Origin of the sequence: Maricaulis virginensis, assembly GCF_027922185.1 — a bacterium.
GTDB classification, from domain to species: domain Bacteria; phylum Pseudomonadota; class Alphaproteobacteria; order Caulobacterales; family Maricaulaceae; genus Maricaulis; species Maricaulis virginensis.
In genome coordinates this window covers 40,209-63,776 of the sequence record NZ_BSFE01000007.1, presented here as the reverse complement: position 1 = coordinate 63,776, position 23,568 = coordinate 40,209, and the positions used below count along the sequence as shown (strand labels likewise).

23 protein-coding genes are annotated in these 23,568 nt (G+C 65.6%); 5 read left to right on the top strand and 18 right to left on the bottom strand.

Annotation, left to right across the window (positions count from 1 at the left end; translation table 11 throughout):
* Positions 1-263 precede the first annotated feature (263 nt).
* Positions 264-557 carry a hypothetical protein gene (locus PKE71_RS12505; RefSeq protein ID WP_271187319.1) on the top strand — a complete coding sequence of 98 codons (294 nt, stop codon included), beginning with the start codon at positions 264-266 and terminating at the stop codon, positions 555-557.
* 12 nt (positions 558-569) lie between these two features.
* Here the strand turns inward: PKE71_RS12505 and PKE71_RS12500 are convergent, their stop codons facing one another.
* The 12 genes from PKE71_RS12500 to PKE71_RS12445 form a co-directional block, all read right to left on the bottom strand.
* Positions 570-1,871, bottom strand: a complete 1,302-nt coding sequence (locus tag PKE71_RS12500) for a type II toxin-antitoxin system HipA family toxin (protein ID WP_271187318.1) — start codon at positions 1,869-1,871, stop codon at positions 570-572.
* The gene (locus PKE71_RS12495) at positions 1,868-2,233 is read right to left on the bottom strand and encodes a helix-turn-helix domain-containing protein (RefSeq protein WP_271187317.1); all 366 of its coding nucleotides are present in this window, start codon (positions 2,231-2,233) and stop codon (positions 1,868-1,870) included. The genes PKE71_RS12500 and PKE71_RS12495 overlap by 4 nt, the downstream gene beginning before the upstream one ends.
* Before the next feature lie 201 nt (positions 2,234-2,434).
* Positions 2,435-3,004 (bottom strand): F0F1 ATP synthase subunit B family protein, encoded by a 570-nt coding sequence (locus PKE71_RS12490; RefSeq protein ID WP_271187316.1) that lies wholly within the window; start codon positions 3,002-3,004, stop codon positions 2,435-2,437.
* On the bottom strand, positions 3,005-3,571 hold the full coding sequence (locus tag PKE71_RS12485) for a F0F1 ATP synthase subunit B family protein (protein WP_271187315.1): 567 nt from the start codon (positions 3,569-3,571) through the stop codon (positions 3,005-3,007).
* Positions 3,572-3,650: 79 nt separating this feature from the next.
* Positions 3,651-3,875 carry a F0F1 ATP synthase subunit C gene (locus tag PKE71_RS12480; protein ID WP_203294954.1) on the bottom strand — a complete coding sequence of 75 codons (225 nt, stop codon included), beginning with the start codon at positions 3,873-3,875 and terminating at the stop codon, positions 3,651-3,653.
* Between the two features lie 61 nt (positions 3,876-3,936).
* Positions 3,937-4,713 (bottom strand): F0F1 ATP synthase subunit A, encoded by a 777-nt coding sequence (locus tag PKE71_RS12475; RefSeq protein WP_271187314.1) that lies wholly within the window; start codon positions 4,711-4,713, stop codon positions 3,937-3,939.
* 65 nt (positions 4,714-4,778) lie between these two features.
* A complete protein-coding gene (locus PKE71_RS12470; RefSeq protein ID WP_271187313.1) occupies positions 4,779-5,099 on the bottom strand; it encodes an AtpZ/AtpI family protein in 321 nt (106 codons plus the stop codon).
* A 123-nt stretch (positions 5,100-5,222) separates the two neighbouring features.
* Positions 5,223-8,669: a chromosome segregation protein SMC gene (gene smc, locus PKE71_RS12465; RefSeq protein ID WP_271187312.1), complete on the bottom strand. Its 3,447-nt coding sequence runs from the start codon at positions 8,667-8,669 to the stop codon at positions 5,223-5,225.
* Positions 8,670-8,735: 66 nt separating this feature from the next.
* Entirely contained in the window at positions 8,736-9,452 is a 717-nt protein-coding gene (locus tag PKE71_RS12460; RefSeq protein WP_271187311.1) for a DsbA family protein, read from the bottom strand.
* Positions 9,449-10,189, bottom strand: coding sequence for a thioredoxin domain-containing protein (locus PKE71_RS12455; protein ID WP_271187310.1), 741 nt, complete (start codon positions 10,187-10,189; stop codon positions 9,449-9,451). The genes PKE71_RS12460 and PKE71_RS12455 overlap by 4 nt, the downstream gene beginning before the upstream one ends.
* A gap of 130 nt (positions 10,190-10,319) precedes the next feature.
* Entirely contained in the window at positions 10,320-11,045 is a 726-nt protein-coding gene (locus PKE71_RS12450; protein ID WP_271187309.1) for a thioredoxin domain-containing protein, read from the bottom strand.
* 25 nt (positions 11,046-11,070) lie between these two features.
* On the bottom strand, positions 11,071-11,601 hold the full coding sequence (locus PKE71_RS12445; RefSeq protein ID WP_271187308.1) for a DUF721 domain-containing protein: 531 nt from the start codon (positions 11,599-11,601) through the stop codon (positions 11,071-11,073).
* Between the two features lie 77 nt (positions 11,602-11,678).
* Between PKE71_RS12445 and PKE71_RS12440 the strand changes: the two genes are divergently transcribed.
* Positions 11,679-12,740 carry an A/G-specific adenine glycosylase gene (locus PKE71_RS12440; RefSeq protein ID WP_271187307.1) on the top strand — a complete coding sequence of 354 codons (1,062 nt, stop codon included), beginning with the start codon at positions 11,679-11,681 and terminating at the stop codon, positions 12,738-12,740.
* Between the two features lie 1,033 nt (positions 12,741-13,773).
* Here PKE71_RS12440 and PKE71_RS12435 read toward each other — a convergent pair.
* Both PKE71_RS12435 and cysS read right to left on the bottom strand, forming a co-directional pair.
* Positions 13,774-14,040 carry a hypothetical protein gene (locus PKE71_RS12435; RefSeq protein WP_271187306.1) on the bottom strand — a complete coding sequence of 89 codons (267 nt, stop codon included), beginning with the start codon at positions 14,038-14,040 and terminating at the stop codon, positions 13,774-13,776.
* A 4-nt stretch (positions 14,041-14,044) separates the two neighbouring features.
* On the bottom strand, positions 14,045-15,430 hold the full coding sequence (cysS, locus tag PKE71_RS12430) for a cysteine--tRNA ligase (protein ID WP_271187305.1): 1,386 nt from the start codon (positions 15,428-15,430) through the stop codon (positions 14,045-14,047).
* Positions 15,431-15,666: 236 nt separating this feature from the next.
* On the opposite strand from cysS, the gene folE reads away from it, so the two are divergent.
* Complete coding sequence (gene folE, locus PKE71_RS12425) at positions 15,667-16,284, top strand: GTP cyclohydrolase I FolE (protein WP_271187304.1); 618 nt, start codon at positions 15,667-15,669, stop codon at positions 16,282-16,284.
* A gap of 327 nt (positions 16,285-16,611) precedes the next feature.
* Positions 16,612-17,004, top strand: a complete 393-nt coding sequence (locus PKE71_RS12420) for a DUF4168 domain-containing protein (protein ID WP_271187303.1) — start codon at positions 16,612-16,614, stop codon at positions 17,002-17,004.
* A gap of 66 nt (positions 17,005-17,070) precedes the next feature.
* Here PKE71_RS12420 and gstA read toward each other — a convergent pair whose 3' ends face one another.
* Both gstA and PKE71_RS12410 read right to left on the bottom strand, forming a co-directional pair.
* Positions 17,071-17,694 carry a glutathione transferase GstA gene (gstA, locus tag PKE71_RS12415; protein WP_271187302.1) on the bottom strand — a complete coding sequence of 208 codons (624 nt, stop codon included), beginning with the start codon at positions 17,692-17,694 and terminating at the stop codon, positions 17,071-17,073.
* Positions 17,695-17,743: 49 nt separating this feature from the next.
* Positions 17,744-18,820 (bottom strand): NAD(P)H-dependent flavin oxidoreductase, encoded by a 1,077-nt coding sequence (locus PKE71_RS12410; protein ID WP_271187301.1) that lies wholly within the window; start codon positions 18,818-18,820, stop codon positions 17,744-17,746.
* Between the two features lie 126 nt (positions 18,821-18,946).
* Here PKE71_RS12410 and PKE71_RS12405 point away from each other — a divergent pair, with 126 nt between their 5' ends.
* Positions 18,947-19,312, top strand: a complete 366-nt coding sequence (locus tag PKE71_RS12405; RefSeq protein ID WP_271187300.1) for a winged helix-turn-helix transcriptional regulator — start codon at positions 18,947-18,949, stop codon at positions 19,310-19,312.
* Here PKE71_RS12405 and PKE71_RS12400 read toward each other — a convergent pair.
* Complete coding sequence (locus tag PKE71_RS12400) at positions 19,309-21,006, bottom strand: alkaline phosphatase D family protein (RefSeq protein WP_271187299.1); 1,698 nt, start codon at positions 21,004-21,006, stop codon at positions 19,309-19,311. The two genes, PKE71_RS12405 and PKE71_RS12400, sit on opposite strands and share 4 nt — an antisense overlap.
* 146 nt (positions 21,007-21,152) lie before the next feature.
* Positions 21,153-23,504, bottom strand: a complete 2,352-nt coding sequence (locus PKE71_RS12395) for a TonB-dependent receptor (protein WP_271187298.1) — start codon at positions 23,502-23,504, stop codon at positions 21,153-21,155.
* Positions 23,505-23,568 lie beyond the last annotated feature (64 nt).

The window sequence follows — 23,568 nt, the reverse complement described above, 5'->3', positions numbered from 1 at the left end:
CTTCGCTCCGGATGGGCCCGCCCGTGATTGTGTGCGCTGCAACACGCGGCAAGATACCAAGCCGCCAAGGAAATGCCGCCCCGGCGTGAGAACCGGTGCGCAGATGCAACAACCCGCTGCTGACTCCGGGCCGCTGCCTGAATTTCGGCTTTTTTGTCTCGCATTGGGGTCATGTTTACGCGTTTAGTGTTGTCTGTCCCGATGGGCGCCTCTCCATCATGCGGCGCCTCAGGAACGGGACGGGTTGGAAGATGGTCACGGCGATGAATGAATCCCTCAATGGATGGGCCCAGCGGAATGCCTTCGGTGCGATTGTCGTGCTGATCATCCGCACTGTCTGCGTCGCCGTCGGGCTGGCGCTGATCGCGCTCGCCGTGCCGATCGGCTTCCTGACGCCCTTCATCCCGATCGGTCTGCCAATGGGTCTGCTCGGCCTGGTGCTGGTGGCAGCCGCGTCGAAGACGCTGCACACCTATATCACCAATACGCTGCGCCGCTTCCCCTGGGTGTGGAAGCGCGTCCGCTTCGCCTTCGGCGAGAAGGAGCCGGCGGAGTAGTTCCGCTGCCCCTCATTCGAATTCCAGCCTGAAACCATTGTGTGCCCGGCGCGAGAGATCGCGCGGGACGCCGGCTTCCTCGGCATAGTGGTCCCACTGCGCCGCCGCCTGCAGGATATCGTCCAGCATGGCTCGCAACTGTGCCGGCTTGAAATCGGCATAGCGGCCGAACGCAACGAGATCTGCGAGGGTGAAACCGTCGGTCTTGCCGGCGAGCGACATCTGGTGCTGTGACGTCCAGGCCCCGCCGGGATTACAGGCATAGACGACGTCGAAGGCCGGGGCGAGCGACCAGTTGCCGGCCTTGTCCATCAGGAAGGCGATATTCTTCACATGGTCGTCCTGGTTGCGGATGACGATGTTGAGGAGCGCCCGGCGCACCATCTGCTCCATCGCCGCGCGGTCCAGACCGAGCAGGCGCAGGGTCTCGATGGCCTGTTCATAGGCATAGGCGCGCGGCTGGTTGTAGTCGAAATGGCGCATCGCCCCCAGCGACTGCATGTGCAGCTTGCCGCCGCCCGGTGTCCGGTCGAAGCGCCGTGTCATGAAGTGCGCCCGGCCGCCTTCCTCGTGAAGGCGGCACTCGGTCATCTCCACCCCGGCCTCCACGGCCAGGCGGTAGCAGGCATATTCCAGCCGGCCATAGCCCTGGGGATCGGCGATCTCCTTGTCGGCATTGCCGCTCACGCCGTCGAACTTCAGCAGCCAGTGCTCAAACCCGTCGGGCAGGTCGAGCTGGCCGGAGCGGAACTCTCCGCTTTCCCGGTTCCAGGCCAGAACCGCCTTGGCACGGGCGCCGCCTGCCGAGGTGCCGACGCGCAGGATGTCCTCCATCCCCCGATGATCGTCAGCCCCGGCAAGTTGCCCCTTCACTTCCAGGCGGCTGCGTGTCATCCGGTCGGCCAGTTCGACGAGTGCATCGATCTTAAGCGGCCGGCCGCGGCCGGACGGGGCGGTGCTGGACGGTTCAAACTCCAGCGCGCCCATGCCGCGGCGGCCGGTATAGCAAAGCCGCTCAACCGGGTCGAAATCGCCTGGCGCGCGGCCCTGTTCGGCCAGCCAGCGGTCGATCAGCAGATTTCCGAACTTGTCCGGCAGGCTGTCGGCGAGCAGGCCGGGCAGGCCCTTGAAGGTGTCGCGGGGCAGGGCGGGGAATTCGAACACCCCGGTACGCAGCGGCATGGTGAGCGGGGCGACCTCGATGCCCGAGCGCGTGAAGGCGGGTTCATATTCGAACGTGCCGAGCTGCCGCCGGTCGTCCCACAGCACGGCGCCGATCCGGCGGCCCCACAGGATGACGTCGGCTCGGGTCATGTCCCTTCAGCCTCGTCACGCCAGGTCCAGGGCGTATCGGGATCTTCCGCCCGGTGCCTCACCCGCTGCCGCGGTTGCTGCGCAACGCTCCGTCTGTCGAGCGGACTGGCCGTGGCATCGGGAATGACATCCAGCAGGCGATGATCGATCTCGAGCGCGCGGAGCAGGCGGGCGAATGTGTCCAGCGTGCCGCTCCCGTGGGTTTCCAGCCGGCGCAGCGTACGTGCGGAGATGCCGGCCTTGCTGGCAAGCTCTTCCTGTTTCATCTGCCGGGAGATGCGGTAGGCTTCCATCCTGCGGCCCAGCTGTTCGAGCAGATGGGCGAGGGGGACAATATCGGTATCGTTATTACTATCGGACATAATCGTCCTCTAAAAGTGATTAATGCTGATAAACAGACGAATATGTCCCTTTATAGAATAAGTCAATAGGCGGACAAAGGTGTCCGATAAAGGGCATTATCCGCGCTTTGGGGACAAAAACGTCCGGTTTCAGGGGGGCAAACACAAGAAAAAGCCCGCGGGAAACCCGCGGGCTTTGCAATCTCGAAATCCGGGAAGAGCCTAGTTCAGCTGTTCGCCAACAGCCTTGATGTCGGCATCGACGATCTTGTTCAGATCGGTCTTCTTCAGCCTGGTCTTCAGGATTTCCTCGGCCGCGCTGGCCGCCAGTTCGGCGGCTGCGGCCTTCACCTCGGCAGCGGCGTGAGCCTCGGCTTGCGCGATGCGCTGCTCGGCAAGCGCCGTGCGGCGTTCCAGGCGCTCGGTCATTTCCTTGCGCGCTTCCGCCTTCAGCGTCTTCGCCTCGGTCTTGGCCTGGGCGACGATGGCTTCGGCCTCGGCTTCGGCTTCACGCTGCCTGCGCTGATAGGAAGCCAGCATCTCCTGGGCTTCCTCACGCAGGCGCTTGGCTTCTTCCAGCTCCGACCTGATCGCGTCGGCGCGGTCGTCCAGCGTCTTGGCGATGGTCTTGTGGACGCCGAAATACCCCAGCACCGCGAAGAAGGCGATGAAGGCCAGGAAGGCGTAGAAGGTCGGATCGGCCGGCTGGGCTGCGAACCATTCACCCGAGAACAGGGCCGGGCCGTGGCTGGCGGCGGCGCCGTGGGCGGCGTCTTCAGCGAACAGGGTCATCTATGCCTCCTTCGCCTTGATCAGGCCGTCCACCGTCTTGCCGGCATCGGCTTCGGTGATCTCGACACCCGCCAGCGCCTCGACGGCAGCCGCCGTGGCGGTTGCAGCGATACCGCGGACTTCGGCGAACGCCTTGTCCTTGGCCTTGCGGATGGCCGCCTCGGAGGCTTCCTGCTTGGAGGCCAGCTCGGCTTCCACTTCAGCCGTCTCCTTGGCGATCTCGGCATCGAGCGCCTTGCGCGTATCGGCCGCAATCACGTGCGCCTTGGCACGCGCTTCGGCGAGCGCCTTCTCATAGGCTTCACCCGCGGCATCGGCATCGGCCTTGGCCTGGGCAGCAGCATCGAGATCGTCGGCGATACGGTCGCGACGGTCTTCGATCGTCGTCTTGATCTTCGGCAGGATAAAGCGATCGAGCGCGACGTAGAGAATCACGAAGAAGATCGCCAGCCAGAAGAGCTGGGACGCGAAATAGGTCGGGTCGAACGGCGGGAACACAGCTTCCGCAGCGCCGTGCGCTGCTTCGGCCGCGTGCTGTGCGACGTCAGAATGCGGTGCATGCGTCATGGGACGCGGGCTCCCTTGGAAAGGTGGAGCGAAAACGGGAGCGGCCGGATCCGGATGAGCCGGCCGCCTCCGGTATGGTTTAGGCCACGAACAGCAGGATCAGCGCGACCAGCAGGGAGAAGATGCCCAGCGCTTCCGTCACGGCGAAGCCGAAGATCAGGTTGCCGAACTGCGACTGGGCCGCAGACGGGTTGCGCATGGCACCCTGCAGGAAGGAACCAAAGATGTTGCCCACGCCGACAGCAGCACCCAGCATGCCGAGGCAAGCGAGACCGGCGCCGATGTATTTGCCCATTTCTTCCATTTGAAAACTCCTTCGAGGATATGTCTGGCAGTTGGTTGGGTTGGACTGTGACGTCTGCGGTCTAGTGACCCGGGTGCAGAGCGTCGGAAAGATAGATGCAGGTCAGGATGGCGAACACGTAAGCCTGCAGGAAGGCGACCAGGAATTCCAGCGCCGTCAGGCCCAGCGTCATCGCGAACGGGGCGATGCCGAGGACATAGCCGCCCACGCCGAGACCGGCGCCGAGCATCACGATGAAGCCCGCGAAGACTTTCAGCAGGATGTGGCCGGCCAGCATGTTGGCGAACAGGCGCACCGAGTGGCTGATCGGACGCGAGATAAAGGAGATCACCTCGATCAGCGACACGAAGGGCAGGATGTAGGCCGGAACGCCGGACGGTACGAACAGCTTGAGGAATTTCGGGCCGTTCTTGAACACGCCATAGATAATGACGGTCAGCCAGACCAGCATCGCCAGCGCCACGGTCACGATCAGGTGGCTGGTGATGGTAAAGGAGTGCAGGCCCGGTCCCGGGAAGTACGGGAACATGCCCAGCATATTGGCGACCAGAATGAAGATGAAGAGCGTGAAGACAAACGGGAAGAAGCGCAGTGCGTCAGGACCGGCGGTCGAGCGCAGCATGTCCGCCACGAAACCGTAGATGATCTCCGCCACCGACTGGGCGCGGTTCGGCACCAGGGCGCGGCTGGACATCGCCAGCATGAACAGCACAACGGTCAGAACCGTCGTCAGCATCATGAAGAAGCTGGAATTGGTGAAGGCCAGATTCAGGCCGAAAGCTTCGAACGGAACCAGTTCGTGAACTTCGAACTGCTTGATCGGGTTGGTGTCTGCCACGCCCGGCCTCTCTTCAATCGCTATAGCGGCCAGGGCCGCGATTCTTCCGGCAGAGCCCGGTGCGCCTAGCGCTCCTGCGACTCCGAACTGATTTCCTGCGCAGCCCTTACGACATTCAGCGTACCGGCTGCAAACCCTAACATCGTTCCGGCAATCAGGCCCCAGGGCGAAATGCCGGCGAAATGGTCGAGGGCAAAGCCCAGACCTCCGCCGACCAGTACCCCGCCAAAGAATTCCGAGCCATAGCGCATCCCCAGCTGCCAGGCAGATCGCTGGCCGTTATCCGGTTCCGGTCTGTACTTCTCGCGCCGCGCGTCGATGCGCTGCTGCAGGGAGTCCAGATCGGCTTTGGATGGGTCGCGCGGGCTTTCGTCTTTGCGTGACATGATTGACCGGTCAGCCAACGGAAGAACAGCCCCCCGCAGGCGCGCGCACACTATCCACGGCCCCCCGGCAAGTCAAGCAAGGGTGCAGGCAATTTAAGTTGCTGAAATAACAAGAAAAAATGCCTATTCGGCGGCGATGAGTTGTTCCGCACTCACCAGGTCGACCGAGACGAGCTGGGAAACGCCGCGTTCGGCCATGGTGACACCGTAGAGCCGGTCCATGCGCGACATGGTCAGGGCATTGTGGGTGATCACCAGGAAACGTGTCTCGGTCAGCCGGCGCATCTCGGCCAGCATGCGGCAATAGCGGTCGACATTGGCGTCATCGAGCGGTGCATCGACCTCGTCGAGTACGCAGACCGGCGCCGGATTGGACAGGAAGACCGCAAAGATCAGCGCCGAGGCAGTCAGCGCCTGCTCGCCGCCGGACATCAGCGACATGTTCTCCATCTTCTTGCCCGGCGGACAGGCCATGATCTCCAGGCCGGCCTCCAGCGGATCGTCGCTCTCGGTCAGCCGCAGCTCGGCATGGCCGCCTTCGAACAGGGTGGAGAAGAGATTGCGGAAATGCCCGTCGACGACATCGAAGGCTTCCAGCAGGCGCGCGCGCCCTTCGCGGGACAGCTCGTCCACCGCCTTGCGCAGGCGCGCGATGGCCTCGATCAGATCGTCCCGCTCGCGCGTCATCTCTTCCATGCGCGTGGCAAGTTCCTCGGCTTCCTCGTCGGCGCGCAGATTGACGGCGCCCAGCCGCTCGCGGCCCTGGCGGGCCTCATCCAGACGGCGCTCCAGCTCGGCCGGGGTCAGTTCGGAAATCTCGTCCTCATCGACTCGTTTCGACAGCGTGCCCGGTGCCTCGCCGGTCGCGTCCTGCAGGCGCTCCGTCGTTTCGTTGAGCCGTTCCCTGGCCCCGCTGAGGCGGGCTTCTGCGGCGGCGCGGCCCTCACGTGCAGCAGACGCGGCGGCTTCCGCCTGGCGGGCGGCGCTGTCGGCTTCCTTCACCTGGCCTTCGGTGGTCGATGCCGCTTCACGGGCTTCTTCCGCGGCGCGTTCGGCGGCCTGCACCTTGCCGGTCAGGGCGAGAATCTTTTCCTGCAGCACTTCGGGCTTTGCCCGCGCCTCGTCCAGCGCCTTGCCGGCCTCTGCCGACTGGCTCTCGATATCGGCGATACGGGCTTCGGCCGCCTTGCAGCGTTCCGCCCAGGCATCATGATCGCGCTTGAAGCCCATGCGGCGCTGACGGCGCAGCTCGCCTTCGCGCCGCACGCCATCCAGCCGCGCCCGGGCATCGGCAGCCGCCTGGCGGGCTTCGTCAGCGGCTTCGCGGGCTGCATCCAGGGCCTCGGTATCGCCATCGCTGGCCTCGGCGTCTTCCAGAACGGCCTGTGCGGCCTCGCGGCCGGACCGGGTCTCGGCCTGTTCGGCGGTCAGCCGTTCGATCCGCTCCTTGAGCGCCGTGGCCCGGGCGGCGTCCTGGGCACTCTTCTCACGCAGGGACGAGACCCGGGCGAGGGCATCGCGCGCTGCCCTGTCGGCCGGACCGATTGCGGCGCGGGCCGATTGTTCGCCGGCGCGGGCGGTCTCGGCAGCGGTGCGGGCGGCAGCATCGGCCGCGCGGGCCGATTCGTGGGCCTCCGCCGTATCCTCCAGCTCGGCGCGGACGGCATCCAGGCGATTGCGGTTTTCCAGGCGGGCAACGGCGGCGGAAGGCGCGTCGGCGCGGGCGACCAGCCCGTCCCAGCGCCACAGATCGCCGTCACGCGTGACCAGGCGCTGGCCCGGCTTCAGCTTTGCGGCCGCCTCGGCGGCCTTTTCCGGCTTGATCACGCCGATCGCGTCCAGCCGCGCCTTCAGTGCTTTGGGCGCCTCGACATGATCGGACAGGGGCACGCAGCCGCCGGGCAGCATCCCGGCCTTCACGCCGGCTTCCGACCAGTGGCGCGATGCCGACGGATCGAGGGAGGCTTCCAGATCGTCGCCCAGTGCGGCCGCCAGCGCCTGTTCATAGCCCGGCCGGGCGCGCACGGCGTCCAGCGCCGGCGAGACGGTTTCCTGCATCGAGGCGGCGAGCAGGCGTTCCAGCGCCTGGGCTTCCCGCTCCAGCCCGTCGCGGGCCGAGGCCATTTCGCGCCAGGTCTCTGCGGCGGTCTCCAGTGCAGCATCGGCCGCCTGGCGTTCGGCTTCGGCGCTCTCCAGCCGGGCGCGCGCCTCGGTGAGGGCGGTTTCAGCCTGTTCGGCATCGACCTGTGCGGTCTCAAGCTCGTGCAGTGCGGGCGAGGCTTCCAGCCGTTCGCGCTCGTCATTGGCGCCATGGATCTCGCGGGCGATCTGCTCCAGCCGGGTCTCGAACCGGCCCAGATCGCGGCGGGCCGTCTCGATGGCTGCCCGCTTGTCGGCGGCCTCGCGGGCGCGTTCGTCCAGTTCGGCCTCGGCGGCGAGGCGCCGTTCCTCCGTCGCCTCGGCAGCTGCGCGTGCGGCGTCCAGATTGGCGCTCTCGCGCTCGATTTCGGCGTCGAGGCCGGCGATGGCCCTGGCCGCCTCGTCACGGCTGGCCTGGGCGTCCTCGACGATCTGCCGCTCTCGGCCGGTGGCCGAGGCAAGTTCTTCCAGGCGCGCTTCCAGGCGTTCGATGGTGCGCTCGATCTCGGCGGCATCGCGCTCAAGCAGATCCCGTTCACGTTCCAGACGGCGCAGGGCCGCAGCCGCTTCGGCCTCAGCCTGGCGAGCCGGTTCGCGGGCCGCCGCCAGGATTTCGGCCTGGGTACGGGCTTCAGCCGCGGCGCGCGTCGCGGTCTCGGCAGCGTCGCGCTTGTCGGTCAGCTCCGCCTCGGCGGTGTCGACGGCGGTCGCTGCCTCGCGCCAGCGATTGAGCCAGACGGCGGCTTCCAGGGCGCGGATCGAGGCGGACAGCTGGCGATAGCGCGAGGCCTGGCGGGCCTGGCGTTGCAGCGAGCCGTGGCGGGAAGAGATGTCGTCGATCACCTCCTGCAGCCTGTCGAGATTGGCTTCGGCGCCCTTCAGCCGCAGCTCGGCCTCGTGGCGGCGCGCGCGCAGGCCGGACACGCCGGCCGCCTCTTCCAGGATGCGGCGGCGATTCTGCGGCTTGGCGGCAATGAGTTCGGAGATCTGGCCCTGACGCACGAGGGCGGGCGAATTGGCGCCGGTGCCCGCATCCATGAAGAGGAGCTGGACATCCTTGGCGCGCACTTCCTCGCCATTGATCTTGTAGGCCGAGCCGGCCCCGCGCGTGATGCGACGGGTGATCTCGAGGCTGTCGGCATCGTTGAAGCGGGCCGGGGCGAGCTTGTCCTCATTGTCGACGGTCAGCACGACTTCGGCATGGTTGCGCGAGGGGCGGGCATCGGTGCCGGAGAAGATGACGTCTTCCATGCCGTCGCCGCGCAGCGACTTGGCCGAGGTCGCACCCATAACCCAGCGCAGGGCTTCAAGCAGGTTGGATTTACCGCAACCGTTGGGTCCGATCACGCCTGTAAGGCCCGGATCGATCCGCAAGTCGGTGGGATCGACGAAGGATTTGAATCCGGCCAGCCTCAGCTGTGTGAACTTCACCCGACCTCCATTGCGCCGCCTGCCCACTCTTGTAGCGGAGGATTGCGGCGCTTTCCTGATGCGATTCTAGTTTTGCGAATCGGACTCGTTCAGGAAGTGAAGGATGATTCGGCGGAAGGAGTCTTCGTCCATTTGGCCGGGAGCCCTTTCCCCATTGAGAATAAGGGGTTCGTCGCCATAGTAGAAGAGCGGACCTTCCCCGCGATTGGTGCCGATCAGGACATCGCCACCAACCAGGAAGGCCGGCGTGCCGGGGATTTCGTACTCGACCGACTGCCGGGCGGACGCATTGAGCGCCTCATTCATCGCCGGGTCCTGCAGGCAGCCCATCAAGGCTTCCGGCGTCAGACCGACAGCACCGGCGATCCGGTTATAGACACCCAGCACATCGCCACCGGCCCGCGCGGTCTCGAACAGATTGTCCTGTTCGGCAAACAGCAGGTCGACCGCATCGAAGAAACGGTCTTCCGGTGCGCATTCGGCAAGGATGGTGCTGGCGGCGGCGAGCTGGACCGGATTGGTCAGCATGGGCCGGAACACCCAGCGTACCCGTCCGGTGTCGACGAACTCCTCCTTCACCATCGGCCATACGGCTTCCTGGAAATGGGCGCAGTGCGGGCAGGCAAAGGACGCGTATTCCACGATCACCAGCGGCGCATCGGGATCGCCCAGCGCGTGATCGTCGGCGGTTTCGGCCTGGCCGGGATGCTGGCCCAGCGCTGCCGGAACGGCGAGCAGAAGAAGGGCCAGCCCGCCGGCGATGCGGTTGAGAAAGCCGGTCATTCGGCGGTCTCGCCGGCTTGCGCCAGAAGATGGTCGATCAGGCGGGTGAAGGTTTCCGCATCGGCCAGGCCCGGCAGCGGCTCGCCGTCGATCATCACCTGCTCGCCATCGAGGAAATAGGTGTACTCGGTCGCACCTGGCGCGCGGCGTGCTTCCAGCATGCGGCCGTTGAAGATAAAGCGCGGCGTACCGTCCACACCGTCGGCGATCGCGCGGTCATGCGCGGCGACGATCGACTGGTTGATCTCCTCATTGTTGAGGCAGGCGATGAAGTCCTGCTCGCTCAGCCCCATCGAGCGGGCGATGGCGAGATACTGGCCGCGGGCGCTGCCCTGGGTCTGGGCGGCCTGGAAGATGGCGCGCTGCTGCTGGAACAACAGGTCGACCATGTCGAAATAGCGCTCTTCGGGCACGCAATGGGCGAGCGAGAAGCCGGCAATGGCAAATTGCGGCGAGCCGGTGATCATCTCGCGCAGCACGTAGCGCATGCGGCCCGTCTCGATGTAGTTTTCCTCGATCGTCGGGAAGACTTCCTCGTGGAAGGCCGCGCAGTGCGGACAGGCGACCGAGGAATACTCGATCATCGTTACGGCCGCGTCCGCATTGCCCATGCCGCGATCGCTGGCGCGCTCATAGCGGGACTGGCCCTCGCCGGGCGCGTCGCCGCCGCCGCAGGCACCCAGGACAAGGCTTGCCGTCAGGGCGGCTGCGGAAAACACACGTCGTGTCAGGTTCATCGAAAGGGCACTCCCCGAGAAATTGCCAGTTGCCGGCACGGCCCCGTCCCGTGCGGTCTCGCCGCAGCTTAACCGCTCAGGCGGGGCTGTTGCCACCACCTCGCTCAGATTTGATCAGCGCTTTTTGCGATCAGCCGCCGGCGGACTGCGCCAGAAGATGGTCGATCAGGCGCGAAAACGTCTCCCCGTCCTGGCGCGCCGGCAGCGGTTCGCCGTCGATCATCACCTGCTCACCGCCCAGGAAATAGGTCGGCTGGGACGCCCCCGGTGCGGTGCGTGCCTCCAGAAGCTCGCCATTGAAGGCGAAATTCGGGGTCAGGCTGACGCCGCTGGCCAGCGCGGCTTCGTGCGAGGCGACAATGGCGCTGTTGATTTCCGTGTCGTTCAGGCAGGCGTCGAACTGCGCTTCGCTCAGCCCCATCGAACGCGCGATCGTCACATAGCGCGCGCGGACATTGCCGCTGCTGCGGGCGGTATTGAAGATCGCCTGCTGCTGTTCGAACAGCACGTCGATCGTGTCGAAATAGCGCTCTTCGGGCACGCAGTGCGCCAGCGCAAAGCCGGCGACGGCGAATTGCGGCGGGCCGTTCAGCATCTCGTGCAGCACCACGCGCATCTGGCCGGCCTCGATATAGGTCTCCAGCGCCGGATACACCTCGTCGTGGAAGCGGGCACAATGGACGCAGGCAACCGAGGAATATTCCGTCATGGTAACAGGCGCATCCGCCGCACCGAGGCTGCGGCCGGTTCCGGCCATCGCGCTGCCTCCCGGATTGTCCGGAGCGTTGCCGCAGGCGGCCAGCGCCGTGGCTGCCGCCAGGGCGGTGGCGGTGAAGATGCGTCGTGTCAGTGTCATGTGTCCCCCGGGAAACGCCTGGATGTTATGGCTCGTCCCGGCGGTGAATCGCACGGGAAAACCGGTCGAGTGCCGACAATAGCCGCGCTTCCGGCGTTGTCGCCTCTGTCTCGCCGGTGTGTGAAGATGATTGCAGTTTTTTCACGCTGCCCCCGGGTGCGTCGGCGGGCTTGCTCGCCTGTCCCTGCACGATGCGCAGACGGGTCGGGGCCCGGTCGCCGGAATGGGTGCGGATGCGCTCGAGAATCCGGCGGCTCTCCGCCTGCAGGATGGCACCCGCCGGACCGCGCGCCTCGATCACCAGCGTGCTGATACCGCCGCTGCGCTGGACGGTTTTCGGTGTGCTCCAGTCGGCCAGGCGCTTGCCGACGATTTCCGGCCAGTGTTCACGCAATTGCTCTACACCGATGCCGAACTGCCGGGTCAGGGGCTTGAGCACCCGTTCGGCGGCCCGCCCGGCGGAGGGCGCGGGCTGGATGGCCCGCCGGCCGCGGCGGCTGCCGATATAGGCGCTGGCAGCGGCTTCCAGTGTTGACGAGGGCGGTTTGCGCTTCATGCTGCGCACTCTCGCTGCGAAGCGGCCTGCCTGCAAGTCCTGCCCGCAAGTCCAGCCCGCAAGTCCTGAAGGTTTCGATGAGCGCATCCCTTTCCCCGCGTCAGGATATGGCCCGTCTGCGTTCGGCGCTGCTGGACTGGTATGACCGGGAAGGCCGGACACTGCCCTGGCGGATCCGTCCGGAAGACCGCGCGGCCGGCCGGGTTGCCGATCCCTATGCGATCTGGTTGTCGGAAATCATGCTGCAACAGACCACGGTGCCGCATGCCACGCCCTACTGGTTCCGCTTTCTAGACCTCTGGCCGCGCGTGGAAGATCTGGCGGCCGCACCGCGCGAGGATGTGATGCGGGAATGGGCGGGGCTGGGCTATTACGCCCGGGCACGAAATCTCCACGCCTGCGCGCGCCATGTCGCCGAAACGCTGGGCGGCGCTTTTCCCGATACGCTGGACGGGCTGAAGGCCTTGCCGGGGGTGGGCGAGTACACGGCGAATGCCGTTCTGGCCGCCGCTTTCAACAAGCCGGCCAGTGTGGTCGACGGCAATGTCGAACGTGTGATCACACGGCTCCACCGGGTGCAGACGCCGCTGCCCGGGGCCAAGCCCGAGATACGCCGTCTGGCCGCCGCCATCGCCTCGCCGGACCGGCCGGGCGACTATGCCCAGGCGATCATGGATCTGGGTGCCACCGTGTGCACGCCCCGCACGCCGGACTGCGCGGCCTGTCCCTGGGCGTTTGCCTGCGCGGCCCGGGCCGAGGGCGACATGACGCGCTATCCGCTGAAGGAAAGGAAAAAGCCAAAGCCGGTACGCCTCGGCACGGCCTGGCTGGTCAGGGGCGAGCAGGGGCTCTGGCTGCGCCGGCGGCCGGACAAGGGCCTCCTCGGCGGCATGGTCGAAGTGCCCTCGACGCCCTGGACGGAGGTGCCGCCGGATGAAGCGCCGCCCTTCGAGGCCGACTGGGTTTCGCGCGGCGAGGTGCGCCACGTCTTCACCCATTTCGAACTCCGGCTCGACGTGCGCGAAAGCGCTCCCGCCCCGGACTGGCAACCGGAAGACGGCTACTGGGCCGCCGAAAACCAGCTCGACAACCAGGCCCTGCCCAGCGTCATGCGCAAGGTGGTCAAGCTGAGGCGATGAGCGCTCTAAACACCCTCGGTTTTTCCCGGCTGGAAGCCCGGCGAAAGCCGGGCGGAAGCGCCGGGATCGACGGGAAACACATCGCTTGAAGTGATCTTCGGTAGATCCCGGATCTGCAGCCTGCCTGCGCAGGCCTTCGTCCGGGAAAAGTGAGAGCGTTGGAAGAGAAGGCACCAACGCTCCAACAAGCACCGTCACCCTGACACCCGCTTTCGCGGGCGCATGCTTCGGTCAGGGCCCAGTTCATAGAGCTGGGTGGTCGCGATCTCGCACTTATCCCTCACATCGCCGACATTCGATCTGAGCCCGCCTGGCGAAAATTTCCCTTTACGATCTGGGTCCTGACTTTCGTCAGGATGACGGTGCGTGGGGGCGGGGCCGGAAACTTATCCCCGCCCCCTCATTTGCCCTTACCATCGTCAGCGGTTTCCGGGATGGGAGGCATGAGCTCAGTCCCTTGTGCCCGGGAGCGTGCGGAGCTCGTCCGCGCCTGGTGGGTGACAGCATCAGGCTCCGGCGTGGCCATCTGCGGGGACACCGGCACAAAGCTCGACCGGAGCGTGCCTGCAGGTTTCGAGACGGGGCCCGCAAGGGACCCGGGTAAATCTCCGCGTGCGGGATGCCCCGGGCATCACCACCAAACCTTCAAATCCGGACACGATGTCCGCCGTGCATCCCGCACCCCTCTCATCGCTCCAGAGCGCAAGCTCGTGGAGGGTTTCGTGCTGACACGCCTTTCCTCCCCATTCCATGGGGAGGTGGATCGCCGCAAGGCGGCGAGACGGAGGGGCGCCGCGCCAGCGGCGTCGTGCTTGAGACAAGCTCCACCGCCTCCCGGCGCTCCGCGCCGGCCCCTTCGACCCCTCCTTCGCCAAGGCTATGGAGGGCCCACTTCCCCATGATATGGGGAAGAAAGAGAGAGCCGCTTTCCCCGGATTTATTCCGGGGTCTGGTGGCGCTTCAGGAGGAGGCTCCTCCAGGCCCCGGCACGGGGCCGGGGGAAGTGGAGCGAGTGAGGGAGAAAACCGCGGCCTCAGTCCCAGTCTTCCTCGTCCTCGTCGAGATAGGTGGGGTCGTTGCGGCCGAGGACTTCGGGGATGTCTCCGAAATCCTCGTCACCGTCAGGCTCGGGCTGCCAGACCTCGTCGGTCTCGACCGACCAGAAGCCTTCGGCCTGGGCCGCGCCTTCGGCCAGGCGGGCGGCCTGCTCTTCGGTCTCGGCCACCACGCCATAGGCGACAAAGCACGGGCCGACCGCGTCCTCGGCCTGCAGCATCACGTTGAAGCCCTTGAGGGCCATGGTGTTATCCCATCTTCCGCCAGGTCGAGCCTTCCGGCCCGTCATCGACCTGGATCTGCCGTGCATTGAGTTCGTCACGCACCTCGTCGGCAAGCGCCCAGTCCTTGGCCTCGCGCGCTTCCTGGCGCTTGAGGATGAGGGCATCGATCGCGGCGCGTTCCTCCGGGTCGATATCTGTCAGACCGAACCAGGCGTCCGGATCGGCCTGGCCCAGCCCCATCAGGGCACCGGCCGCCAGGAGACGCCCCTTGGCCTCGGCCTTTTCCTGCGGCGTTTCGGCCTTGTTGGCCTCGCCGGCCAGCGCGAAAAGCTCCGACATCGCCTTGGGTGTATTGATGTCGTCCAGCAGGGCGTCGAGGAAGGCCTCGGGCACATCGCTGGGCACGGCTTCAAGATGACCCAGGCGGCGCAGTACGCCATAGATCCGGTCCAGCGAGCGGCGCGTCTTGGCCAGGAGATCCGAATTCCAGGTCAGCGGGGCCCGATAGTGTGCCGTCAGCAGCGCGCAGCGCAGCACCTCGCCCGGCCATGATTTCAGCAGGTCATGGATCAGCGCGACATTGCCCAGCGACTTGGACATCTTGTCCGAGCCCATGTTGAGAAAGCCGTTGTGCAGCCAGTAATTGGCCATCGCCTTGCCGCCATGGGCGCAGGTCGACTGGGCGATCTCGTTCTCATGGTGCGGGAAGACCAGGTCGATGCCGCCGCCATGGATGTCGATCGTTTCGCCCAGATGCGTCTCGCACATGGCCGAGCATTCCAGGTGCCAGCCCGGACGGCCGCGGCCCCAGGGGCTGTCCCAGCCCGGCTCGTCATCGGCGGACGGCTTCCACAGCACGAAATCGCACGGGTCCTTCTTGTAGGGCGCGACCTCGACGCGGGCACCGGCAATCATGTCGTCAAGCGAACGCTTGGACAGCGCACCATAGGCTTCGTAGGACTTCACCGAGAACAGGACATGGCCTTGCGCCGCATAGGCATGACCGCCATCGACCAGGCGCTGCATCATGGCGATCATCGGCTGGATGTGATCGGTCGCCCTGGGCTCCAGCGTCGGCGGCACGATGCCCAGCGCATCGAGATCCTCGCGATAGATGCGGGCGAATTTCGTCGCGACGGCCTCGATCCCCTCGCCGCTCTCGCGGGCGGCCGCCATGATCTTGTCGTCGATATCGGTGATGTTGGCTGCCAGCACGACGCTCTCGGCACCGTAGAGATATCCGAGCACCCGGCGCAGCACATCGAACACGACCGGCGGGCGCGCATTGCCGATATGAGCGTAGCTGTAGACCGTCGGGCCACAGACATACATCGTCACCCGGTCCTGATCGATCGGTTCGAATGCGCGCTTTCGCCGCGCCATCGTATCGTAAAGGGTGAGCGATTTCATGTTCTTGTCTGTTCCGTTTGTGTCAAGGGCGTGAAAAATTCACATCTTCCCTGCGGTCATATCATTGGAAATCCCGCAGGGAAGGCCTAAATACCGTCAAGCGCCGAGGCGCGAAAACAGAGGATTTCAGGCTCCGGGTGAAAAAAATCCGGTTCTGCATCCTCGATCCGGAAACCGGCACTACGGCCCTGTCGTATACGCGCAGGACCGACCCGACAACGAAAGGATCCATGGGGATGGACGCCGTGACACCTGAAGCTGCGCGCCTGGCTGGCGTGACAAACTCCAAACCGACCCGCGAGGAGGCCGAGGAGGCCGTCCGCACGCTGATCGCCTGGGCGGGCGACGACCCGGCCCGCGAAGGCCTGATCGACACCCCCAAGCGCGTCGTGAAAGCCTGGTCGGAATGGTTCTCCGGCTATGAAGCCGATCCGATGGCCGCCCTCGGCAAGACGTTCGAGGACGTGCAGGGCTATGACGACATGGTCATGCTGACCAATATCGATGTCGAGAGCCATTGCGAACACCACCTCGCACCGATCCTGGGCGTGGCCCATGTCGCCTACCTGCCGCGCAAGGCCGTGGTCGGCATTTCCAAGATTGCCCGCGTGGTGGAGATCTTCTCCAAACGCATGCAGACGCAGGAAACCATGACGGCGCAGATCGCCGACGCCCTGACCGAGGCGATGCAGCCGCTGGGCGTGGCCGTCCTGATCGACGCCAAGCACCAGTGCATGACCACCCGCGGCGTGCACCACCCGAATGTGTCGACCATCACCACCACCTTCACCGGCGAGTTCAAGACCGACCCGGCCCTGAAGGACCGCTTCATCCGCATGGTCGAACGCGCCTGACGCGAAACACTCATTGCACGAGAAAAGCCCCGTCCGGCCGGACGGGGCTTTTTTCTTACCGCCACGCTCCGGGCTGATAGGGAACGGCCGCCCTCACCCGGCTTCCGGCCGATGCGGTGCGGTACGGAATACCCCGAGGCCCGGCCCTGGTTGGATTCCGACGAAATACAATCTCAGTAATTTTGTCACGCCCTATAACAAACCGCACAAAACCACGAGCTGTATACATGTGGTGAAATTGTAATGGAACATTGTTAGACCGGTGTCGTTCCCACGCTATTGGGCCGTTAAACCCAGATACTGTTCAGCAACCGGGAAGACACTCTCATGATGCACAAGATTTTCACCGCCGCCCTGTCCGCAACCGCGCTGGCAGGCGCCGCCGCCGCCCCCGCATTCGCCCAGGACCCGGCCCAGGCCGGCGCCGAAGCCGGAGCGGCCGAGACCTTCACCCTCACCGATGCGCAGGTCGCCGCTTTCGTGGAAGCTGCCAACGGCATCAATGCCCTTGTCCAGGATATCCAGCCGCGCATGCAGGCGGCCGAAGACCAGGAAGCCCAGGCGCAGATCCAGCAGGAGGCCCAGGCCGAGATGGAGACGATTGTCCAGGACGCGGGACTGACCGTGGTCGAGTACAACTCCATCGCCAATGCCGCCCGCACCGACCAGAGCGTGGCGGCCCGCATCCAGGCCGAAGCCCAGGCGCAGGCCGGCAACTAGACCGCAGACGTGCCTGACGGCGGGAATGAACGGGCGGCTCTCGGGCCGCCCGTTTTCGTATCCGGCTCAGGCCGCCGGCTGCAAGAGACCTTCCGCCTCCAGCGCCGCCAGAACGGCCGGCCGCTGGCGCACGCGATCCATGTAGGCGATCAGCTTCGACCGGCTGCCCAGGCCGACACCCGTGGGGCCGGTCCAGTTGGTCAGAGTGAAGAGATAGGCATCTGCGATGGTGAATTGCTCGCCGGTCAGATAGCTGCGCCCGTCAGCCAGCACGCTTTCGACATGGTCGAGGCGACTGGCGACGCGCTCGATCGCGGCGGCCTTCACCTCCTCGCTGTTGTCGGGGCGGAACAGGGGCGAGAAAGCCTTGTGCAGTTCGGAGGAGAGGAAGGTGAGCCACTCATTCACGCGGGCCCGCTCCAGCGTACCGGCAGCCGGCGCCAGCCCGGCCTCGGGATGGGAATCTGCGATATGCTGCACGATTGCAGCGCCTTCGGTGACGATATCACCAGGCGCCACTTCCAGCGCCGGTACATAGCCCTTCGGATTGACCGAGCGGAAGGCTTCGCCCGTCGAGACGATCCGGCCCTCGGCCAGGTCGACGCGCTCCAGCTCGACCGGCACACCGGCTTCGCGCAGGACGATATGGGGCGAGAGCGAGCAGGCGCCCGGAGCAAAATAGAGTTTCATGGGTTTGTCTCCTTGGTTGGTTGGGAGTGAAAAGGCTCGGGAAATAGTGTCAGGCCACAGCCCGGGCCTCGGCAGGCCGGGTCAGGTCTGCCATCAGATCGGCCGCCTTGCGGTGACGGAGCAGGGGGGCGCCCTGGCCGGCATAGAGCGAGGCGAAGTCCTCGTCGCCGGACGCAATCGCGGTATGCTTGAGATGACCCAGGAACCAGGCCTGCACCGGGAAGGGCGGAAGGCGGTCAGCGCGCGCCTCCATTTCGGCGATGACCCGGTTGGGAATGCCGCGGGCCAGACGGCCGGTATAGGCGCGGGTCAGGACAGTGTGCCGGGCCCGCGGCGAGAACAGAACATCGCGATGGGCGTCATTGGTGCCGGACTCGGCGCAGGCCAGGAAGGCCGTGCCCAGTTGCGCTGCACCGGCCCCCAGCGCGAGCGCGGCATCGATACCGGCCCGGTCGGCAATCCCGCCCGCCGCAATCACCGGCACGCGAAGATGCGCCGCGATCTGCCGGGTCAGCGGCAAGGTGCCGACCAGATTGGCTTCGGCCGGTTCCAGAAAGGCGGGGCGATGGCCGCCGGCCTCGAAACCCGTCGCGAGCACGATATCGACGCCGGCATCTGCGAGCGCCTCGGCCTCGGCCAGCGTCGTCGCGGCGCCCAGCGTCAGGATGTCCCGGTCGCGGCAGGCCTCCAGTATGGCCCGGTCAGGCACGCCGAAGACAAAGGAGAAGACCCGCGGCTGCACGGCCAGGATCGCTTCGACCTGGTCTTCAAAACGCGGATGGTAGCGCGCCGCGGGTTCCGGCCGGTCGAGGCCGTATTCGCGGAAATAGGGCTCGAAGGCCGGCCAGACGGCGTCGAAGGCTTCTTTTGGGAAAGGATACCCGCCCGGATCGTGATCGCTGACCCACAGATTGAGCGCGAAGGGTTGGTCAGTCGCGGCTCTCAGGTCGCGCGCCAGGGTTTCGATCCCGTCCGGTTCGAGAATATGGGCACCGAACGAGCCGAGCCCGCCGGCATTCGACACAGTTGCCGTCAGCGCGACCGTCGACAGCCCGCCGCCGAACGGTCCCTGCACAACCGGATGCTCGATCCCGATCCGTGATTGAACCTCGCTTCGCTCCGCCATCGCTTGCCTCCTGTCCGCTGCGGTCGGGAGACAGATGGGAGCGCGATTACAGAATGTAACCTTGTGAGTAGGCGTAAGCGGCGTTTTGTACTATCCCGGCGGTAAGCAGCTTTCCGGAGCCCCAGCATGCTGAAACGCCGCCGCAACACGTCCCGGCCGCTCGATGACGGCACCCACTGCCCCGTGAACGAGTGCATGCAACTGCTCGGCGGGGCCTGGACGCCCTATGTGATCTGGCATCTCGCCGGCGGTCCGCGCCGCTTTTCGGAGCTTGAGGCCGACATCCCGCCGATCTCGGCCAAGGTGCTGTCTGCGCGCCTTAAAGAGTTGGGCAGGAAGGGCGTGGTGGTGCGCACCGTGCAGCCGACCTCGCCGCCCAGCGTCGAATACGCGCTGACCGAGCTTGGCCGCGAACTCCTGCCCGTGATCGAGGCCATCGTCGACGTAGGGACACGGCTCAAACGGTCCGCCAATGCCTGCTCTACGAGTTAGCCAAGCCGCTCGACGCGCGGAACACTGCCATTGGACGGACGGCCGATACGCCACTGACTGTCCAGTCCGGCCCGGTAGTCGCGCTGCAGAATGGTCGACACGGTGACATAGTCGGCCTGTGCCTCGCCGGGCGTCAGGGTCAGGCGGATATAGCCATGATCGACCATGTTGCAGTGGGCAACATCGGGATTGGCGTCGCGCATCATCTGGCCATAGTCGACACCGGGTGCAGCGAAGCTGGAGAAGGGCGCCGGCGAAGTGACGGACGACCCGACAAATTCCGTCCCGATCCGGTTGCCCTGCGCATCGGTCAGCTCGTTGGCCCAGAAGGAGTGCACATCGCCGGTCAGCGTGATGACGTCGGCACCGGCCTCGCGCAGGGCAGCGAACAGACGCTCGCGTTCGGCCGGATAGCCATCCCACATGTCCAGATTGAACGGGATTTCGAACCGGGTGCGCATGATGAAATTGCGGGCGAACTCGCTGTCCCGCGTCGCCCACCAGCGCAGCCAGCCCGGCATTTCCTCCGCAAAATTGGGGAAGTTCACCCGGCTCATGATCACCTGGTTGGCCAGGATACGCCAGGGCTTGCCGGCGGCAACAGAGGCCGCGCAGGCCTCGCGAATACCGGCGATCTGCGCCGCGCCGATCAGCTCGCGATCCTCGGCGCCGACGACATCGCGCTTCCACGCCTCGACCGCGGCGATCACGTCGGGATCGTCGACATCGGCGTCCGAGGCAACCGGGAAAGTATCGTTCAGGATCTCCTGGTCGCGCGCCGACAGACGGCTCTCGATCAGGCACAGCGTCGCCAGATTGCCGATTTCGTAGACGCCGTAGCGATTGCGCAGATCTTCCGGCTCGCGCGAGGGCGTCCAGTCATACCAGGCCCGCAGCGCGGCATCGCGCCGGTCTTCCCAGCGCCCCTCGCCGTCATTGTGGTTCTGCGCGCCGCCGGTCCAGGAATTGTTCGCCGTCTCGTGATCGTCCCAGCTCATGATCCAGGGCGCAGCGGCATGCAGCGCCTGCAGGTCCGGGTCGGACTTGTACTGGGCGTGCCGCGCGACATAGTCGGCGTGCGACACGATCTCGTGCAGCGGGTCGGGCACGCGGTTCAGTGCCTCGGCATCGCCGGTCGCATACTCGCCCATCGCGTATTCGTAGATGTAGTCGCCCAGGTGCAGGACGAGATCGAGCTCGCCATTTTCCGCCGCCTCGCGATAGACGTTGAAATGCCCGGCCGGAAAGTTGGAACAGGAGAAGACACCGATCCGGAATTGCCCGACCGCGCCCTCGGGCAGGGTCCGGGTGATGCCGACGGGGGAATAAGTCTCGTTGAGGCTAAAGCGGTAGAAATACCGTTCGCCCGGCTCGAGCCCGGTTGCGAGGATTTTCAGTGTGCCCAGCGCCTGCGGCTGGACGTAGGTGATCTCCTCACCCTGCCGGAACACCACGTCCTCAAAGGCTTCGTCGCGTGCAACCTCGACGCCGCGCCAGCCGCCGGCATCGTCGCTCAGTGCGGTCCAGAGCATGATGCTGTTCGTGTCGGGATCTCCCGACGCCACGCCGTGCCGGAAATGTCCCTCGGCACGCGGTTCGAACCGTTCCGGCCCGCTCGAGCAGGCGCTTACGGCCAGGCCCGCACCGGCAGCACCGATCAGGGCGGTACGGCGTGTCAGCTTCATCTTGCTCATGGGTCTCCCCCCAGACTTCCGCGCGCAGACCGGCGGTTAACACCGATCACTAGCGCAATTTCGCGACGGGTTCACTACGATCATAAACGAAGGGGGCGCACCGGGCTCCCCGCCCGGCGCGCCACCCGCCCCAGCCCCCTGGGGAACTAGAATTCGACGCCGCCGCGGATGCCGTAGAGCAGCGGCGAGCCGGCGATGAAGGTCGGCATGCCGAAGCTGCCGCCGGTATTGCCGGCATCGATCAGGTATTGCTCGTCGGTCAGGTTGGTGCCGTAGAGCTCGACGTGGAAGCGTTCGTCGGCATTCTCGTAGCGCAGGCGCGCATTGAGCAGGCCGTAGGCGTCCTGGTGCAGGATGCCACCGAAGCGATCGTTATTGTTGTCGAAGTAGATTTTCGACTGCCAGCTATAGGTCGGCAGGAAGCGCAGCGAACCCCAGTTTCCGGCCGCCATTTCCCAGTTCAGACCCAGCGCGAGCGTGTGTTCCGGGGCATAGCGGAAGGTATTGCCCGCCAGCTCCAGCGCATTGCCGTTCGAGTCGGTGTCGTCGAAAGTCGCCGAATTATAGGCATAGCTGGCGAACAGCTCGGCCCGGTCGGTGATGTCGAACTGGCCCTGCAACTCGGCGCCGTACTGGGTGGCATTGCCGGCATTGTCGGTGACAAAGCTGACCGTGCCCGGATCGAAACGGGTGGTCTGGAAGTTCTCGTATTCCGAATGGAAGACCGAGCCGGACAGCGTGCCGCGCGCGAAGGTCCAGAAAGCGCCGGCCTCCACCGAATCGACGATTTCTGCCGGAGCTTCCGAGAAGAAGGTCGGGCTGTCGGTATCGACCGAGATCACGTCGGGACGGCGGCCGCGGGCATAGCTGATCCAGGTGTTCAGCATGTCGTTGACGGCGTAGGACGCCGCAAAGCGCCAGGTGAAGTCGTCGAACTCGCCGGACTGGCTGACCGTTTCGCCATTCGGCGTGTAGGGCGTCACCAGCGTGTTGGCGAAGGTCACGAAGTTGGGGCCGTTGACATTGCGGCCATAACCCGACGAGGTCTTGTCCTCATAGGTCCAGCGCAGACCGGCGGTCAGGGTCAGGCGGTCGGTCACGGCGTAGGAGGTATCGGCAAAGATGTCGAAGGACGTCGTCTCGCCGGAATTGGAGCCCTCTTCCAGGTAGAAGTCGCGCAGCGGCACCAGCTGTTGCTGTTGCAGCAGGGCAGCCACCGAATAGGGGAAGGGGTTGAGCGGGTTGTCCAGATCGACCCCCGGGAAGCCGTTGAGCGCCAGCAGACCCTCGAGCTGCGCCACGGTGGCGCCGAAGCCGGCCGCCAGGGTCGGTGCGAGGATCGCCTGGGCGACGGCCTCATTCATGCCGATCGGAATCCGCTGCTCGCCTTCCTCGTGGAAGTAGAGCGCGCCGAGCGACCCCGTCCACGCGCCACCGGCGTCGTAGGACAGGCGGAATTCCTGGCTGAACTGCTCGCCGGTCGCGTCTTCGGCGATGACCAGGAAGGGCAGCGCCATACCGTCCGGATCGAAGATCTCGACCGAGTCGAAATCGCGCCAGCCGGTGATCGCATTCAGCGTCCAGGCGTCGGACAGCTGGAAGTCGGCCAGGAAGGTCAGCTCGCGCACTTCGCGGTCCAGACCCAGCTCGGCGCCGCCCTCGAAGCCACCGAACGTGTTCAGCGAGGCCGCGGTGAACGGATCGGTGTCACCGCCCACAGCCGGCAGCGTGCCGGACTTGAAGGAGGTGCCCGGCGGCGTGTCCTGCTGGTAGTTGGCGATCAGGTCGAAGGAGAAGACGTCATTCGGCGTGCCCGACAGCACCAGGCGGATGGCCTGGGTGTCGCGGCCCTGCAGGTCGCCGCCTTCGGTGTTCTCGATATAGCCATCGCGTTCACGCGACACGCCGGAGACACGCAGGCCATAACCGTCGGCGAGACGGAAATTATAGTGACCGCGCGCCTCGATCTGGCCCTCATTGCCGAAGCCCATTTCGAACGAGCCGGAATTCTCGTCCTCGGCCTTGTTCTGGATGATGTTGATGCCGCCGATCAGCGCGCCACGGCCGAACAGGGTCGGCTGCGGGCCCTTGGCCACCTCGATACGCTCAATGTCGAACAGCTCGATATAGGAGCCGCGCGAACGCGTGATCGACACGCCGTCGCGGAACACGGCCACGCGGGTTTCCGATGTGGCTTCACCGCTGTCGGTCGTAATGCCGCGGATCGAGTAGCCGGTATTGTTCGGCGACTGTTCCTGCACGATCAGGCCCGGCGTGAAAGCGGCCAGGTCCTCGAAGTCGGCAATGGCGAGATCCTCGAGCAGGGCCTCGTCGAAGGCGCTGACATTGATCGGCACGTCGGCGACAGACTGTTCGCGGAACTGGGTGGTGACGGTGATCACATCCACCGTGTTGTCGTCCTGGGCAATCGCTGCGGGTGCGAAAATCAGGGGCGCAGCAATCGCCGCGGCCGCCATCAGGCGCGCTTTCAACGTCATGGCTAAGTCCTTGCAGTTACGCGGCCCCCTCGGCCGCGATCCGATGCGCCTGTCTATGAAGTGG